The sequence below is a fragment of the Streptococcus mobilis genome (assembly GCF_059727625.1).
The window spans coordinates 680,903-696,836 of the sequence record NZ_AP041823.1 but is presented as its reverse complement, the minus strand read 5'-3'; the positions used below and the strand labels follow the sequence as shown (position 1 = coordinate 696,836).

Below are 15,934 nucleotides of genomic sequence, written 5' to 3'. Positions count from 1 at the left end.
TGGGCACTGTTTTAGATGTTTTTCTTAGGGTGGCGGTCAATGATGGCTTGATAGTCTTGCAGCGCTTGCTTTCCTTTGTCCGTCAACTGATAACCCCGAATTGTGAACTGCTCCGCCAGTTCTTCCTCCGTAAAATGTTCAGCCAAAGCTTGGTTCAAATCGGCCGCTTTCATCTTGGACAACCCCGCAACTCCCTTCTTTTTGAGAATGGCTTTTTTCATAGTCGCATTGATATGGTCCAATGAATCAAAGGCTGATTCAATAAAAGCATAGCCCTTATCCACCAAAACCTTCACGTGTTCCGAAGCATGAATCCCATAAGTATATTCGAAGTACTTAGGAAACCAAGTCTCTGTCGTAAAGGTTCCAAAATGGATTCGCCACAAGAGAATAATATCCCCTGCAAGCAAGCCATCTCGAAGGAGCTCCATATTTCGTTTAGAAACGGGCTTTGGATCCAACAACCAGGTTTCCAAATCCCTCTCAGGCGAAATATAGGGTTTCACCTCGTGATCGGCGTAGAATTTTTCCATTACATCTGAAATAGTCGTCATAAGTCTCTCCTATCTATCATTGATTGTATCATAACAAAATAAAAAGAACCTGTCGATCAAGAAAGCTTCCTAATGTCGAGGTTTCTATTGTGAAATAGATCTTACTTACACTTTTTCCTATTTTGTTAAATAGATTTTAAACTGTCATATTTTTCTTTGTATTGTTCGTAGTACAAAAATAGGTAGTAACCCCCTACTATTTCTAAAAAGAATACATAAAGAGCGACAGCCATAATAGCGGGGCAGAATGGCGTTAAGATAGCATCAATGCTTCCTCTTACATTTGTATGATTTGAACGATCAAACAATACAAAACCCGCTGTAACTCCACTTCCTCCCCAGATCAATAATTGATCTGTTATTTTTTCTGTTGCTAGGGCAGCCAAGGAAGCATAGGGTTTTCTTTTTTCAACCGCAGCCTTTATCTTTTTCGGGACCGTCCTAAAGAGATATGTCACAACAACTATCGTTAATCCTGCTGATAAAAAACCGAGAAGTTTTCTGCAAAAAATCCCAATTAATACAAATCCTAATTCCATAAATAGTAATAGAAGGTACATATAACAATAAGTGAGATATTTCAAGATCATTTTTTTCTTTCGATATTTAAACGAATAAAAAATGTAGACCAAATAAAATAAAAGTAGAACAAACAAAAGAGGTAAATTTAACCATTGATAGGCAACATCCCCATCTCCATCTAGTCTTATTCCCTTAAAGACTGCTGGAAGAAGAATATAAAGTAGATAGACTATTGCAGAAAATAAAGGCATACCAATAAATCTTTTCCAATTTCCCTTATCGTTAAAGCGGCTAATAATGGTCTCATTTACGAAGGATTGACTTTCTTCAAATGAGTAAGTAAAAAGTTTCATATTTCTCCCTTTTAGATTCAATCTGTCACTCACTAGTCCTGACTATCACTCGTAGGCACTTCAATATCAGGCACATCGATTACATTATTGACTTGGATATTATCTTGTTGATACTTCAGATTTGTCTGCGAGATTTGTGGTTTGTATAGTGAGAAAAAGCATACTCCAATCACCAATAGACTCGCTCCAAGGACGCAAAGTCTTTTGACATGCCAAGCCACAGGCAAGGGAATTTTCGCTCGAATCCCTGATTTCTTGACCCAATCCGGGTGGTCTCGCATGACACGATTTGCTGCCATCAGAGGCATCAGGTATGCAAAGAGCGCAATGACCGTTGTCAAGCCAATCACCCGAAAACGATTCTGATTGGATGGAGAAACATGATTCACTTCCATCAAGACCATTCCCACAATCACTAAAATAATGACCAGCAATAGTCCCAAAGATCTCCATAGACCTTCCCTACGGTAGCATTTCAATTCATCAAACGACATCTCGTTAAAATTCTTATCCATTTTTTAATAACTCCTTATATTTTTTCAGGCTCTTTCAATTAATCTCTATTTTGATTGGAGGATTTACAGATGACTGCCTTCATCCTTCAAGTATTTTTTAGCCTTTCGAACGATATAGAGCGACTCATCTTCTGAGGCTAACTTGCGAAAGAGATCATTGGCTCTGTGCTGATCGCCTTTAAGAGTAGCATTCAAGGCTTGGTAGTAGATAATTTCCAACTGCTGGTACTTGAAGTCATTGCTTAAACCTTCAAAATAATCATTGCTTTGGTGCGCAATGGTTAAATCATAAAGAGCGAGACAGACCATTTTTGTTTTCTCAGCCAGTGTCGGGTCTGTGATAGTCAATTTATTTAATCGAGCCTCTAGCTCTTCTCTAGTCAAATCAGGATCTGTGAGAACAGTAGATCGCATGAGATAACTCTCAAAAAAGTTCTTATATTTCTGCGGACAATCCGTCTGACTTATTGCTTCTCTAGCTTCCTTTATAACAGTATCAAAATCTCCCATCATAAACGAATAGGCAACCGATGTCAGCTTAATATCTATCTGTAAAATGGGCTTTTTCACATTCTTGTTCAACTGAAGGTATTGCTGCCAAAAAGCTAAATCTAAGTCTACATGGAGCGAGGTGTTGCACTTGTTGGTATAGCTCTTCTTGAGCAATTGGATGAATAAAAACAAGCCTGCAAGGACCAATAAGAGCGCAGCAGTCTGAAGAAGAGTATCTCTGACCACGAACCCAATACAAATAATGAGAAGCATTGCCAACAAGCCAGCAGATCTAATATAGAGTCTATAGTTTTTTCGTAGAGTTTTATAATCCAATTTGTAGCCTCCTATTCATGATACGGTTTTTGAGGGAATTCGTTCATTTCCCAACAAATTAACATATCTCCCATCATACCGAATTTTCTATCTCTGTGCAACTTCCTTCTTAATTAGTGATTTAGACCAAAAAGAAAACACCCGCGTGGGTGTTAGCATTGATAGACTGAACCGCAATATCATTTTTGAAGTCCTACTTTTCTACCACTATCTATTCAGAAGAAGTCATCAGACTATTTCCTACTATACCGATGATCACAATGAAAACCCCTAAAAATCCTAGTGGGGTTGGGATCTGATCTCCCAGGAAGAGACAGCCTCCAAATAGGGTGAAGAGGACCTCGCCGGCCTGGGTAGCTTCAACAACGGCTAACTGCTGATGGTTGTGTTTCACCAAGTTGGTTGCTTCAAAAAAGAGCATGGTCGCGATGACTCCTGAAAATACAGCTACAATCAAGGATTGGAGCATTTGCCCACCTGATGGCAGGCCTGCATCTACTCCTGCAAAGACGGATAAGAGCAACCAAAAGGGAACACTCATTAAGGTCATCCCAAAGACCCGTTGGGTCGTTGATAATTGCTCTTCTTTACAATAAACCAGCATCTTGCGATTTCCCAATGGATAGGAAAAAGCAGCGATCAAAATTAAGATACTAGCTCGCACCACACCTTCTCCGAGACCTCGTCCAAAATATGGAATTTGTATCAATACGATTCCTAACAAAATCAGCAAAGTCATTCCAAACTGTTTTCCTGGAATCTTTTGGCCAAAAAGTGGTGTCAGAAGGAGACCTGCTAAAATCGTGATCTGCCAGGTCGCAGCCACAAACCATGATTCTCCATAGATAGAAGCCATCGATAAGGGCGCATAAAAGAGACCAAAGCCGACCGTACTCCAGAGCAACCAAGTCCACGGGGCCCGTGCAATTGCTGACAAGACACCCTTCAACTCGCCTTTCTGCCAGACTAAAACAGCCATCATAGGCAAACTAAAAAGGTAGCGCAAACTAGCACTCCACATCCAGGAACCACCTGCCAGGTTCATACTTCGATTAAAAATAAAGGTAAATGCAAAAAAGAGAGCACCTAGGATACCAAACCAGAGGGCTCTCGCAAAATGTGATGATTTCATTTTTTGATGATCGTTCTCCTGTAGTCATCCTATTATACAAGAATTCGGAAATACTTTCATCTGTTTTCTGCAAATTTTCAGAATAGTGTTTTCGACTTAAATTTTATCCAGATTTGAAAGTATCGCAAAATTAAGGTACAATAGAGAAAGACAACTATGTTGGAAAGGAAGAATATGAAAAAATTAATCGCACTACTATTATTTTCCGGCTTGGCTTTAACAGCTTGTTCGTCTAATAAGACTGACGCTAACTCTTCAAGCTCAAGCAAAGAAAAGACAGAGCAGACAGCAACTTCTAGCTCTAGTGAAAAAGATCAAAAGAAAATTGAACAAGAACAAAAGAAATTAGAACAACTGCGCAAAGATTTTAACGATGCCATGACCAATGAAAATGCTGTCTTCCCACAGCTCTCAAATGAAGTGGCTGAAGACGAAGCAGAAGTTAAAATCACAACAACTGAAGGCGACATCACTGTCAAGCTCTTCCCTAAATATGCCCCACTTGCAGTTGAAAACTTCTTGACCCACGCAAAAGAAGGCTACTACAATGGCTTGCTTTTCCACCGTGTTATTAACAACTTTATGATCCAAACTGGGGATCCTAAAGGAGACGGTACGGGTGGCGAATCTATCTGGAAGGGCAAAGACAAATCCAAAGATTCAGGTACTGGTTTTGAGAATGAGTATTCTCCATACCTTTACAACCTTCGTGGAGCCCTTGCAATGGCCAATTCTGGTCCAAATACCAATGGTAGTCAATTCTATATCAACCAAAATAAGGATGATATTTCAAGTAAACTCCCAACTGACCGCTTCCCAGCTAGGATCATCGATGCTTATAAAAATGGTGGAAATCCAACCCTCGATGGTGGTAACTACACTGTCTTTGGCCAAGTCGTCGATGGTATGGATGTGGTCGATAAAATTGCATCTACCGAAACCGATGATAAGGACAAACCAAAAACAGATATCAAAATTGAAAAAATTGAAATCTTAAAAGACTATGATTTCAAGAAATAATGAAAAGAGAACCGAGAGGTTCTCTTTTTAAGATATTGATAAACAATTTACATAAAATGAGCTAATAGATTCATTGGTAAAAAAAATGAATTCTAATTATTTAAGACATTCATCTACTGAAACTTTCCGCCGTGAGAAAAGTGCCTGAAACAGATTTGTTTCAGGCACACGGAATTATTGAGACCTTAGGCTCAATAATTAGTCATGGAACTTCCTGGATTGCTGAAATCATCCACTGGATAATTTCACCTAACGTCCGTACTCACCTAAGGAAAGTTTCTAAGAAGAATCTGAAAAGAGAACCATGCGGTTCTCTTTTTGTCTTTACGTCAATTCATTAAAGTCCCAGATTTGGTCCATCCAGCCTTCATAGAAGTCTGGCTCGTGGCAAACCATGAGAATCGATCCCTTGTACTCTTTCAGAGCCCGTTTCAATTCATCTTTGGCATCCACATCCAAGTGGTTGGTTGGTTCGTCCAGTACCAAGACATTGTTTTCACGATTCATCAAGAGACAGAAGCGTACCTTGGCTTGCTCCCCACCGGATAACACCTGGATTTGGCTCTCGATATGTTTGGTGGTCAAGCCACAGCGGGCAAGGGCGGCACGAACTTCTGCTTGGTTGAGAGATGGAAAGGCATTCCAGACTGCTTCAAGCGGTGTCTGGCGATTGCCCCCTTCGACCTCTTGCTCGAAATAGCCAAGCTCTAGGTAATCTCCCCGCTCGACTTCACCAGCGATTGGTGGGATGATTCCCAGCAAGCTCTTCAAGAGAGTGGTTTTTCCGATCCCGTTGGCCCCGATGATGGCAACCTTTTGATTGCGTTCAAACGTTAGGTTCAAAGGCTTGGTCAAAGGACGGTCATACCCAATCTGGAGATCCTTGGCCTGGAAGATAAAGCGACCAGGAGTCCGGGCATTTTTAAATTCAAAGGATGGCTTTGGTTTCTCACTTTGTAACTCAATGAGTTCCATCTTGTCCAGCTTCTTCTGACGAGACATGGCCATATTCCGTGTAGCCACACGCGCCTTATTGCGGGCTACGAAATCTTTCAAATCAGCAATCTCCTTTTGCTGACGCTCATAAGCCGCTTCCAATTGCGATTTCTTCATTTCATAGACTTCAAGGAATTGGTAGTAGTCTCCTGAATAGCGGGTTAACTGCTGATTTTCCACATGGTAGACGATGTTGATCACATCATTCAAGAATGGAATATCGTGGGAAATGAGGACAAAGGCATTTTCATAATTCTGCAAATAGCGTTTAAGCCAATCGATGTGCTCTGCATCCAAGTAGTTGGTTGGCTCGTCTAGTAGCAAGATATCTGGTTTTTCTAGCAAGAGTTTGGCCAAGAGGACCTTGGTCCGTTGCCCACCTGACAAGGAGGTCACATCCGTGTCCATGCCAAAGTCCATGACCCCAAGAGCACGCGCCACTTCATCAATCTTGGCATCCAAGGTATAAAAATCACGACTTTCTAGACGCTCTTGGAGTTCTCCTACTTCTTCCATCAAAGCATCGACATCGGCTCCCTCTTCCGCCATGGCCATATAGAGGTCATTGATGCGAGCTTCAGCTGTGAACAACTCATCAAAAGCGGTCCGTAAGACATCGCGAACCGTTTGTCCTTCTTCTAAGACCGAATGCTGATCCAGGTAACCTGCCGTCACATACTTAGACCACTCAACCTTCCCTTCGTCGGGTTGCATCTTGCCGGTCACGATGCTCATGAAGGTGGATTTCCCTTCACCATTGGCTCCAACCAAACCGATATGCTCTCCCTTTAACAAGCGGAAAGACACATCCTCAAAAATAGCCCGGTCTCCAAAGCCGTGGCTTAAATTTTTCACCTCTAAAATACTCATGATTGACTCTCTTTCATTGATTTCACTCGTATGATTATATCATCTTCACAGCAAAAATTAAAGGGACTTCAACTTCCTTTAGAAATTTAAAAAAATATTTTTTAAGTAAAATATGTTAAGCGATTTTGTAAAGAAATCAACATAAGATCTAACTTTTAAATTTGATTAAGAATATACCGAAATTTTCCGCCGTGAAAAAAATCAGAGTTTTTGCGGGTAGACGAGGATGGGGTTAAGATCTTCAAATCTATGCCCTGTCCATTTTTAGGAGGTGACAATCTCTGATCTATCTATGATATCCGTTCCAAATCCTGTCATGAGTTCTCACATACAGATCGTTAAAAAATCTATCAAATTAATAATCTAATGATCAAAAACACTTTAACCTGTCCAGCAGCCTATCTCTTTGTTGAGAAATTAAAAGAAAATATTGAATAAAAGAGCCTTAATTCGTTTTTTCTATATTTTATGATAGATTATTTGTGGATTTTACGCGTTTTTAAATAAAAAACGAATAATTTCTTAATTTATTAGGAAATCGCTTGCAAACTAAGCGCTTATATAGTACAATGTGTGTGAAAATAATATCAATGACTAGGATTTTGCTTATGCATGAGCCCTTTCATATTAAGGAGAAAAAGTGTATGAAAAAACTCACTAAATTTGGCATCATTACAATGTCTGTCTTTGTTCTAAATTTGGTTTCACAGTCAGTAGTTCAAGCTGATGAAACTAATAGCGAACCAGCAAATGTTTCAGTGACATCAGGTATTACTAATTCAACTGATGCTGAGAACACTTCTTCAGTAGACAATAAGGTTGCACCAGACCCTACTAGTGACACCTCACTAAAATCAGACGAAGAGGGTGCCAATGCTTCCTCACCAAAAACTGAAGAAATCTCAACTAATAGCGAAGCTACAACTGGCGGGAAAGAAGATTCAACTGGTAGCAATATCATTGATGAAGGTGGTTACGTCAATGTTGAAGGACTTCCAGCACATTTAAGTGAGGATGGTAAAAGTGTAGTCTACAATTACACTGTAGCCTTCAAAGAATTGCACTCAAGTGATCAAGGTCAAGCTGTTCGCGGTGTTCGTATCCGTATTCCTAATATTTCAGGTGCAAAAGCTAATTTCACTTTGATCGGAACACATGATGCCAATGGAAATCCTGTAGATGTTAATGTTCCAATGAAAGAGGTTTCGTATAATGAACCTGTTGATGAAGAAAGGGGGAATGTTCCAACTGCTGAGGAACTAGCAGCTGGTAAGAAACCTTCCGTTATTAATATGAAGGATGTTGACGGTAATCTCACTGATCCAACCTCTACTGATGATGCAGTTAATTTATATGCTGTTGTTTCAAATACATTTAGATCAACAGCTTTTCGAGTTTCTGTGACCGTACCCTTGGAGGAAGCTAAGAAAATCAAGTACTTACCAATCGACGCGAGATTTGCTTGGAAATGTTCTCAAGATGGTGGTGGGGTTGGTTCATATGAAGAAGGTTGCCAAAGCCTAGAAGAATATCATCGAATTCAACCATATTATCCAGACAACAATGGGGAAGCAACTTATGGTGCTCTAGGTAATCCAAGTTTAGTAGATGATACTTATGTTCAGAATGACCATCTAATTAGGTCAGTTTCAAACCCAGCTACTCATATCACACCAAATAACGGTGACTGGAAAACTATTCCTCATGATGTTAATATTAATCCTGAGACCTTCTTTAGTTATGTTAAAACTTTTTCTTTGAAATACAATCGTGCTGTTAAATACTATGCTTCAGAATTTGAAGATATGGCTGACCAGGATGTTTCTACGCTTCACTATGGAGATGTAGTGGTAGATTATGTGATCAAAGGAACAAATCAGTCTATCAAGGAAACATATAAAGACACACCATTAACTTCTATTTATGGATCTGATGGAAATCTTGTGACCTATAATGCTGCTGAAAACGCAGATGAGCGTCCGTCTTCTATCACTGTAGATGGTAAAAAATACAATCTAGTTGGTGTTTCTTCAACATCTGCACCTGAAACAGGTCAGTTAAAAGAAGGTACAACTCATGTTATCTATGAGTATGAGAAAGAACCAGATCCTAAACCAACACCAGATCCTAAACCAACTCCGGATCCTAAACCAACTCCAGATCCTAAACCTACTCCAGATCCTAAACCTACTCCAGATCCTAAACCAGCTCCGGATCCTAAACCAACTCCGGATCCTAAACCAACTCCGGATCCTAAACCAACTCCAGATCCTAAACCAACTCCAGATCCTAAACCAACTCCAGATCCTAAACCAACTCCGGATCCTAAACCTACTCCAGATCCTAAACCTACTCCAGATCCAGAGGTAGCTCCAAAGCCTGTTCAACCAGAAAAAGTTCATTCTTCTGAGAAAAAATCAGCTCCGGAAAAAGCTCAGTTACCAAATACAGGAACTTCTGATTCGCCATTAGCTATGAATCTTCTTGCTATTTTAGCTGGAATCTTTGGTATTTCACTTTTCAAAAAGAATAAAAAATCAGAGAACTAAGTAAATAGTTTTATAAAAGAGTCTGGGGCAATAATCTCTTGGCCCCAAAAAAAGCAACGGATTGAACTGCACCCCAAAAGTTAGATAGAAAAAATCTTACTTTGGCACTGTACCCATAAAATGAGACACAAGAAAACACTCCTGTTGAAATCTGGTAAACTAGAAACAGGAGTGTTTTGTTATGGTCAAAGAAGCATATTCGGTAGAAACTAAGCTAGCCTGTATCGAAATGAAGAAGGCAGGTAAATCAAATAAGGTTATCATGGATACCCTCGGTATCAAAAATGCTACTCAGGTGAAAACCTGGTGGCGTTGGTATCAGAATGATGAATTGTACTGTTTCCACCAACCTGTGGGGAAACAATATACTTATGGTAAAGGAATGAAACAATTATCTGAAGTCGAACAGTTACGTTTGCAGGTAGAATTACTAAAAAAGTATCAGAGCTTGGTAAGAAAATCGACAAAGTAAGTCTTATCAAGCTAGTGGAAGAGTAAAAGAAAACGTGCCCTGTATCTATTATTTTAGAGTGTTTCGGCGTCAAACGCTCCACCTTTTATCGCTGGAAACAGGAGTGTAAGAATTCTCAGAAAAGAGACGAAATAGCAGATAAAATCGAACAACTCTGTATGGCAAATCGCTTTATTTACGGCTATCGAACCATCACTCGCTTACTAAAGAAAGTTTATAACCTCGCCGTTAATCGCAAGAAGGTCTATCATATCATGAGGGAAAAGGGCTACCTTTGCCGTGTCCGTCCCAAGAAGGGACCTAAATTAGGGAAGCCTTACCATGTAACAGACAATAAGCTGGATCGTGATTTTCAGGCAGACAAGCCGATGGAGAAGCTTGTCACAGATATCACCTACCTCTACTTTGGAAACTGTAAACTTTATCTATCTTCAATCATGGATCTCTATAATCGTGAAATAGTAGCTTATAGCATCTCCGAGTGTCAAGATACGGACTTTGTGCTCGACACACTTCATCAACTTGAGCTACCTCAAGGAGCACTTTTACACAGCGACCAGGGATCTGTCTACACCTCAAAAGCCTACTATCAAGCTTGTACAGAAAAAGGCATCACCCGCTCTATGTCCCGAAAAGGAACACCAGCAGATAATGCACGTATCGAATAGTTCCATTCTGTTCTCAAGTCTGAAACCTTCTATCTCCATAAGTGGAGAAACCTAACTAAAGATAGTATAATAGATATTGTCAAAAATTACATCATATTTTATAATGAAACTAGAATTCAACAAAAATTAAATGACCAGTCTCCTGTAAATTACAGAAAACTGGTCGCATAAGAGGGGGTCTCTTGTCCCATTATTGGGGTGCAATGCCTCCAACTCCCTTTTCAATTACAAGCCTAAGTCTGCGTAAGGTTTTCGGTAGCCCACTTGAACAACTTTTCCGTCTTTGACAAGCAGAGGCCGCTTGATCAGCATACCGTCTGAAGCAAGGAGATCCGCCGCTTCTTTCACTGTCAGTTGATCCACCTTATCTTTCAAACCAAGTTCTCGGTATTTCATTCCGCTAGTATTGAAGAAAGACTTGATCGGTAGGCCAGAAGCTGCCATCCAGTCTTGCAATTCTTGGCTAGTCGGTGTTTCTGTGACAATATTTTGGCTTTGAAACTCACATTGGAGACCATCCAATTCTGATTTAGCCTTTCGACAAGTCGAACATTTTGGGTATTCAATAAAGGTATACATTGATTTCACTTCTCCTTCCAGGTAATTCCTTCATGGTGTAAGAGCCAGCGTTTGCGATCGAGTCCAGACGCGTAGCCCGTCAGTTGTCCATCTTTTCCCATCACACGGTGACAAGGGACTAAGATCGTCAAGGGATTACGTCCGACAGCCTGTCCCACGGCCTGGGCTGAACCACAAGAAAGATCCTGGGCCAGCTGGCCATAGGTCTTGGTCTCACCATATGGGATCTCTCGCAATAACTGCCACACCCGCTCTTGAAAGGCTGTTCCTTGCGGCGCTAGTGGAAAGCTGATAGCGATTGGATCTCCCGCAAAATAGTGGTCCAACCACTCCTTCACCTTCTCATGGTGGGGATGGATCTGTTCCAGCGCCCCATAGGGATCAGGCGCCTCCTCTTTTGGATCATAAAAATCAAGCTCTACAAGGCCTTCTTCACTGACAATGATCGAAAGAAGCCCCATAGGGCTTTCATAAAATTGTTTAAGATAGAGAGTCATTGTAGGCCGCTTCTGCTCTTTGGTCCCAGCGATCTTCTTCTGAGACCACTTGGAATAGACTCGTTTCTGCTTTTCGTTTGATCTTTTGATAAGCCAGACGGACGCCATCAATGGGAACCTTTCCACAATAATGGTAACCCAATTTTTCAAGCAAATGTTGCATGACCAGATTATCCGGGTGGGTATCGCAACGGAAATCTGGCCCTTTTTCTCCTTCGATTAAACCTTGAAGGAAGGTCTGAGCCACCCCTTTGCCAGCAGCTTCTTTGGCTACAGCCACGCGGTGAAAAGTGACATACATATAGTTGTCATGCTCCCACTTGCCATCGTAAATCTCATTATAGGCCGCTTCGTTGCCCTTGTAGACAGCTGCATAGGCGACAACTTCCTGATCTTCAACGGCCACATAGCCACGACTTTCTAGAATATCCTCAAAAATGATCTCTTCATCTGGATAGCCATCCTGCCACTGGTCGACCTGTCTTTGAGCCAGGCTTTCCTTGGCATCTTGGATGATTTCCATAATTCGCTTGATCTCGTTGGGATAAGCCATTCTAATTTCCATCCTGCTTCCAACCTTTCCTAGTCTTGATGGTAACGAGCATAGAGCTCACTCTTTTGCAGGCCGTATTGTTTGGCGACCTGTTTAATTGCTTGATTCTTCTTCATCCCCTCTTGGACCAAGGTATCGATCTCTTGGATCAAGTCGACCTCTTCTAGGTCTAGCTCTTCTTCCTTGGCTCCTTCGACGATCAAGAGACACTCCCCTTTGAGAGGATTTTCTTCAAGAAATGCGACTAACTCAGAAATACTGCCGCGAGTATATTCCTCGTAGATCTTGGTTAATTCACGAACCAGGACAACAGGACGATCCCCATAGACAGCCAACATATTCTCTAAGGTTGCCTTCACTCGATGGGGCGATTCATAAAAGATCTGGGTCTCCGGATAGGCCACTTTTTCTTGGAAAAATGCCTTCTGTTGCCCCTCTTTGCGAGGCAGAAATCCATAAAAAATATGAGGTTGAGGGGCTAGGCCACTGGCAATCAAACCCGTTATACCTGCACTAGGACCAGGCACAGCTACGACAGGAATCTCGCGTTCAATCGCTGCCTTGACCAAATCATGGCCAGGGTCAGAAATACTAGGGAGTCCTGCATCTGAGACTTGCGCTAAGTCTTTTCCAGATTCTAAATGGGCGATCAGATCTGGAATTTTCTCCATGGCATTGTGCTCATGAAAGCTGGTCTGGGGTGTCGTAATCTCAAAATGCTTGAGTAAGAGGCCTGTATTTCTAGTATCCTCAGCTGCGATCAAGTCCACATCCTTTAGGGTCTGGACCATGCGGTAACTCATATCCTCCCGGTTACCGATCGGTGTTGGAACCAGGTAAAGCACCCCAGTTTTCTTTTCCCCTTTAAAACTTCGTTGGATCTGCATGTTTACTCCCTAAATAACAACTCGTCACAAAACATACACTCTTCATCGTTCTCACGGCGTTGACCGTAGGAATAAGTGCAGATATGAAAACCGTCATTGTAAATACGTTGCAAATTTTCACGACCATGGTGTTGTGACTTTGCGGATGAAGTCTTCTCCACTTCCCCCAAACGCTCTCTCAATTTATCATTTTCTAAGCGAAGAGCTGTATTTTCTTCGATGACTTGTTTCAAATTTTTCTTGATGGCTTCGACTTCAGCCAAGGTGACCAACAAATTCTGAGAAAAGCCGTCTAAAGCATCAAATAATTCTTTTTTATTCATTCTGACTCCTTAACTTTCTAAGCTCAAAACCATATATTCTAGAGCATTTTGAAAAGAAACATTGGCCTTCCACATCCTGCGAACAAGACTCAATTTCTCAAGCAACTGCTGGGATCGACTCAAGCGCAACTGCTCTTCTAAAGCCAACTCCATCAAACGAAAGGCCTGGCTTTGTTTTTCCTTATCATCTGCTAAGCTTACCAATCGAGTCACTTCCAAATAGGCGCGATTCAAATTGGATTGACAACGTTCGATGAACTGATCACAAACTTTTGCTAGTTCAAAAAACGTAGCATTCTTTTTTTGTTGCTCTGCTTCTTCGAGACTAAAACTAAAACGAGCTACTAAATTTGCCTGTGATTTGATCAAGCCTTCTTTTTCTAGCAGTTCTGTTAGGTAGGCTTGCTTTTTAGGAAAATGGACCTGCTGGGCCCGACTCTTGATAGTCGGTAAGATCAAGTTTTCATCGGATGTCAACAAGAAGAGATAGATCTCACTCTGGGGTTCTTCCATGACTTTTAAGAGAGAGTTGGCCGCATTGGTATGCATCTTATCCGCATCTTGGACGATAAAGACCTGCCGACTTCCTTCAAATCCTGATTGAGAAAAGTCTTGAACCAGCGAACGAATGCGGTCTGTCTTAATGATCTGGTTGACTGGACGCACGATTTTCACGTCTGAGAATTCTTCTTCTTCAATCAAGCGGCAGGAACGGCATTTGCCACAAGGCCAGACTCCCTGCAAATTTTCGCAAAATTGACTTTGAGCTAGCAAGAGGGCCATCTCAAAACTAGCAAAAGAACCTGTAAAGAGATAAGCATGACTGAGCTGTTTGTGTTCTAAGATCTGGGTGAAGCGCTCCACCAATTCTGGCTGGAGCTGTTGGATCTCTTCTAGATTCATTTCAATGTCCCCAAGCGATTTTCTAAAACAGCCAAGACATCCGTAAAGACTGCTTCAAAAGATTGACTGGCATCGATTTTCACGATGCGCTCTGGTTCCTTTTCATACAAGGCTAAATAACCTTGTCTGACTTTTTGGTGAAGCTCCAATCCTTCCAAATCCAAACGATTGACTTCCCGCTCTTGGTTTTTCGCAATTCGTGCGAGCCCTTCTTCGACATCCAGATCAAAGTAAAGGGTTAGGTCTGGCTTAAGACCATCTGTCGCGAATTGATTGAGCCACTCGATATCTTCCACACTCAGACCGCGACCATACCCTTGATAAGCCACCGAGCTATCAATAAAGCGGTCCATCAAGACAACCTTCCCAGCTGCAAGGGCTGGCAAGACACGTTCCACCAAATGCTGCCGGCGACTAGCAATATAGAGCAACAACTCGGTCTTGGCATCCATACTAGTATGGTCTGGATCCAAAATGACTTGGCGGATCTTTTCGGCAATGTCGACACCACCTGGTTCACGGGTTGTAATAAAAGGAATTCCTTTTTCTTCAAGTAGAGGCAAAATGGCTTCTAGGACCGATGATTTTCCCGCTCCTTCTGGACCTTCAAATGAAATTAATGTACCGTTTACCATAGTATCCTCTTTCTGTTTTTCTTCTTTTTATTTTACCAAAAATAAGGGTAAAAATCTTGTATTTTAGGAGAGAAAATTTTTCAAAGTCATTTTCATTTTTTCACTTTTTTGTTACAATATTCTTATAAAGTTTTAGGAGACAACCTATCATGTTTAAATTTAAAGATATTCTGGCTATCATTTTTGGGGCCGGCATTTTTTCGTTTGGGATATATTTTTTAGTCATTCCCTTTCACTTCTATGAAGGAGGAGCGACAGGGATTACCTTGATCACCTATTACCTTTTCAAAATCCCTGTATCCATCATGAACTTGCTGATCAATATCCCTCTCTTCGTTTTGGCTTGGAAGCTCCTGGGCAAGAAATCTCTTTATCTGAGCTTACTGGGGACCTTTTCGGTTTCGGCTTGGATGGCTATTTTTGAAGCCATGCCCCTCAGCCACCGCTACCATCACTTCATCTTTGACGCCTTTAAAGGAGATATTCTGCTTGCCTGTATTGCCTCAGGGGTTGTGCTTGGTTTGGGGCTAGGTATCATCTTCAATGCTGGAGGAACTACTGGAGGAACAGATATCCTCGCTCGCATCTTTAATAAATACACTTCCCTCAGTATGGGAAAACTCATGTTGATTGTAGATGCCATTGTTCTGACAACTGTTGTCGTAGTCTTCCAAGATGTCCGTACCGCCATGTATACTCTCTTCTTCATCCTGATTGACACCCTTGTGATCGACTTGATTGGAGAAGGTGGTTTTGCTGGAAAAGGCTTCCTCATCGTTACATCTAAACCAGAAGAAATTGCCCAAAAGGTATCTGACGATCTGGGTCGCGGGATTACCTTTATCCGTGGGATGGGCTATTACAGCCGTAAGGACCTGGATATCGTCTACTGTGTCGTTTCGCGGAATGAGATGAAACAAATGAAAGATATCATCAATCGTATTGATCCATTCGCCTTTATTACGATTTCCGAAGCCCATGAAATTCTCGGCGAAGGCTTCACTTTAGATAGAGAAAAACAACCCATTACTCGTTAATACAAAAATCAGACTGGATGATCATCCAGCCTGATTTTTTA

General features: G+C 41.4%; 16 protein-coding genes and 2 pseudogenes. 5 read left to right on the top strand and 13 right to left on the bottom strand.

Annotated features, from left to right (window positions below):
• Positions 1-11: 11 nt before the first annotated feature.
• The 5 genes from AC6IZR_RS03310 to AC6IZR_RS03290 all read right to left on the bottom strand — a co-directional run bounded on the left by AC6IZR_RS03310 (position 12) and on the right by AC6IZR_RS03290 (position 3,904).
• Positions 12-554 carry a hypothetical protein gene (locus AC6IZR_RS03310; RefSeq protein WP_497848778.1) on the bottom strand — a complete coding sequence of 181 codons (543 nt, stop codon included), beginning with the start codon at positions 552-554 and terminating at the stop codon, positions 12-14.
• Between the two features lie 125 nt (positions 555-679).
• Positions 680-1,429 (bottom strand): hypothetical protein, encoded by a 750-nt coding sequence (locus tag AC6IZR_RS03305; protein ID WP_497848777.1) that lies wholly within the window; start codon positions 1,427-1,429, stop codon positions 680-682.
• Between the two features lie 32 nt (positions 1,430-1,461).
• Positions 1,462-1,944 carry a hypothetical protein gene (locus tag AC6IZR_RS03300; RefSeq protein ID WP_371585189.1) on the bottom strand — a complete coding sequence of 161 codons (483 nt, stop codon included), beginning with the start codon at positions 1,942-1,944 and terminating at the stop codon, positions 1,462-1,464.
• Between the two features lie 63 nt (positions 1,945-2,007).
• Entirely contained in the window at positions 2,008-2,772 is a 765-nt protein-coding gene (locus tag AC6IZR_RS03295) for a hypothetical protein (RefSeq protein WP_497848776.1), read from the bottom strand.
• Between the two features lie 211 nt (positions 2,773-2,983).
• Positions 2,984-3,904 (bottom strand): DMT family transporter, encoded by a 921-nt coding sequence (locus AC6IZR_RS03290; RefSeq protein WP_414333647.1) that lies wholly within the window; start codon positions 3,902-3,904, stop codon positions 2,984-2,986.
• Between the two features lie 174 nt (positions 3,905-4,078).
• Between AC6IZR_RS03290 and AC6IZR_RS03285 the strand changes: the two genes are divergently transcribed.
• Entirely contained in the window at positions 4,079-4,924 is an 846-nt protein-coding gene (locus AC6IZR_RS03285; RefSeq protein ID WP_414352620.1) for a peptidylprolyl isomerase, read from the top strand.
• Positions 4,925-5,248: 324 nt separating this feature from the next.
• Here AC6IZR_RS03285 and AC6IZR_RS03280 read toward each other — a convergent pair whose 3' ends face one another.
• Entirely contained in the window at positions 5,249-6,790 is a 1,542-nt protein-coding gene (locus tag AC6IZR_RS03280; RefSeq protein WP_371585193.1) for an ABC-F family ATP-binding cassette domain-containing protein, read from the bottom strand.
• Positions 6,791-6,997: 207 nt separating this feature from the next.
• On the opposite strand from AC6IZR_RS03280, the pseudogene AC6IZR_RS03275 reads away from it, so the two are divergent.
• From AC6IZR_RS03275 to AC6IZR_RS03265, 3 genes and pseudogenes are all read left to right on the top strand, one after another.
• Positions 6,998-7,228, top strand: a pseudogene (locus tag AC6IZR_RS03275) (YkgJ family cysteine cluster protein); the annotation flags it as partial.
• Positions 7,229-7,434: 206 nt separating this feature from the next.
• A complete protein-coding gene (locus AC6IZR_RS03270; RefSeq protein ID WP_497848775.1) occupies positions 7,435-9,339 on the top strand; it encodes an LPXTG cell wall anchor domain-containing protein in 1,905 nt (634 codons plus the stop codon).
• A gap of 181 nt (positions 9,340-9,520) precedes the next feature.
• Positions 9,521-10,650: pseudogene (locus AC6IZR_RS03265) on the top strand (IS3 family transposase).
• A 54-nt stretch (positions 10,651-10,704) separates the two neighbouring features.
• Here AC6IZR_RS03265 and AC6IZR_RS03260 read toward each other — a convergent pair.
• The 7 genes from AC6IZR_RS03260 to tmk are packed head-to-tail and all read right to left on the bottom strand — an operon-like array spanning position 10,705 to position 14,856.
• Positions 10,705-11,058, bottom strand: coding sequence for an arsenate reductase family protein (locus AC6IZR_RS03260; protein WP_003013024.1), 354 nt, complete (start codon positions 11,056-11,058; stop codon positions 10,705-10,707).
• A gap of 5 nt (positions 11,059-11,063) precedes the next feature.
• Positions 11,064-11,555, bottom strand: a complete 492-nt coding sequence (locus AC6IZR_RS03255; protein ID WP_414333652.1) for a methylated-DNA--[protein]-cysteine S-methyltransferase — start codon at positions 11,553-11,555, stop codon at positions 11,064-11,066.
• The gene (locus AC6IZR_RS03250) at positions 11,539-12,120 is read right to left on the bottom strand and encodes a GNAT family N-acetyltransferase (protein ID WP_003008260.1); all 582 of its coding nucleotides are present in this window, start codon (positions 12,118-12,120) and stop codon (positions 11,539-11,541) included. The genes AC6IZR_RS03255 and AC6IZR_RS03250 overlap by 17 nt, the downstream gene beginning before the upstream one ends.
• A gap of 17 nt (positions 12,121-12,137) precedes the next feature.
• Positions 12,138-12,995, bottom strand: coding sequence for a 16S rRNA (cytidine(1402)-2'-O)-methyltransferase (gene rsmI, locus AC6IZR_RS03245; RefSeq protein WP_214254701.1), 858 nt, complete (start codon positions 12,993-12,995; stop codon positions 12,138-12,140).
• 2 nt (positions 12,996-12,997) lie between these two features.
• On the bottom strand, positions 12,998-13,318 hold the full coding sequence (gene yabA / locus AC6IZR_RS03240) for a DNA replication initiation control protein YabA (protein WP_003005416.1): 321 nt from the start codon (positions 13,316-13,318) through the stop codon (positions 12,998-13,000).
• 9 nt (positions 13,319-13,327) lie between these two features.
• Positions 13,328-14,221 carry a DNA polymerase III subunit delta' gene (locus AC6IZR_RS03235; RefSeq protein ID WP_497848774.1) on the bottom strand — a complete coding sequence of 298 codons (894 nt, stop codon included), beginning with the start codon at positions 14,219-14,221 and terminating at the stop codon, positions 13,328-13,330.
• Positions 14,218-14,856, bottom strand: coding sequence for a dTMP kinase (gene tmk / locus AC6IZR_RS03230; RefSeq protein WP_205011643.1), 639 nt, complete (start codon positions 14,854-14,856; stop codon positions 14,218-14,220). Before tmk ends, AC6IZR_RS03235 begins: the two co-directional genes overlap by 4 nt.
• Positions 14,857-15,005: 149 nt before the next feature.
• On the opposite strand from tmk, the gene AC6IZR_RS03225 reads away from it, so the two are divergent.
• Positions 15,006-15,893 (top strand): YitT family protein, encoded by an 888-nt coding sequence (locus AC6IZR_RS03225; protein ID WP_254727188.1) that lies wholly within the window; start codon positions 15,006-15,008, stop codon positions 15,891-15,893.
• The last annotated feature ends 41 nt before the right edge of the window (positions 15,894-15,934 follow it).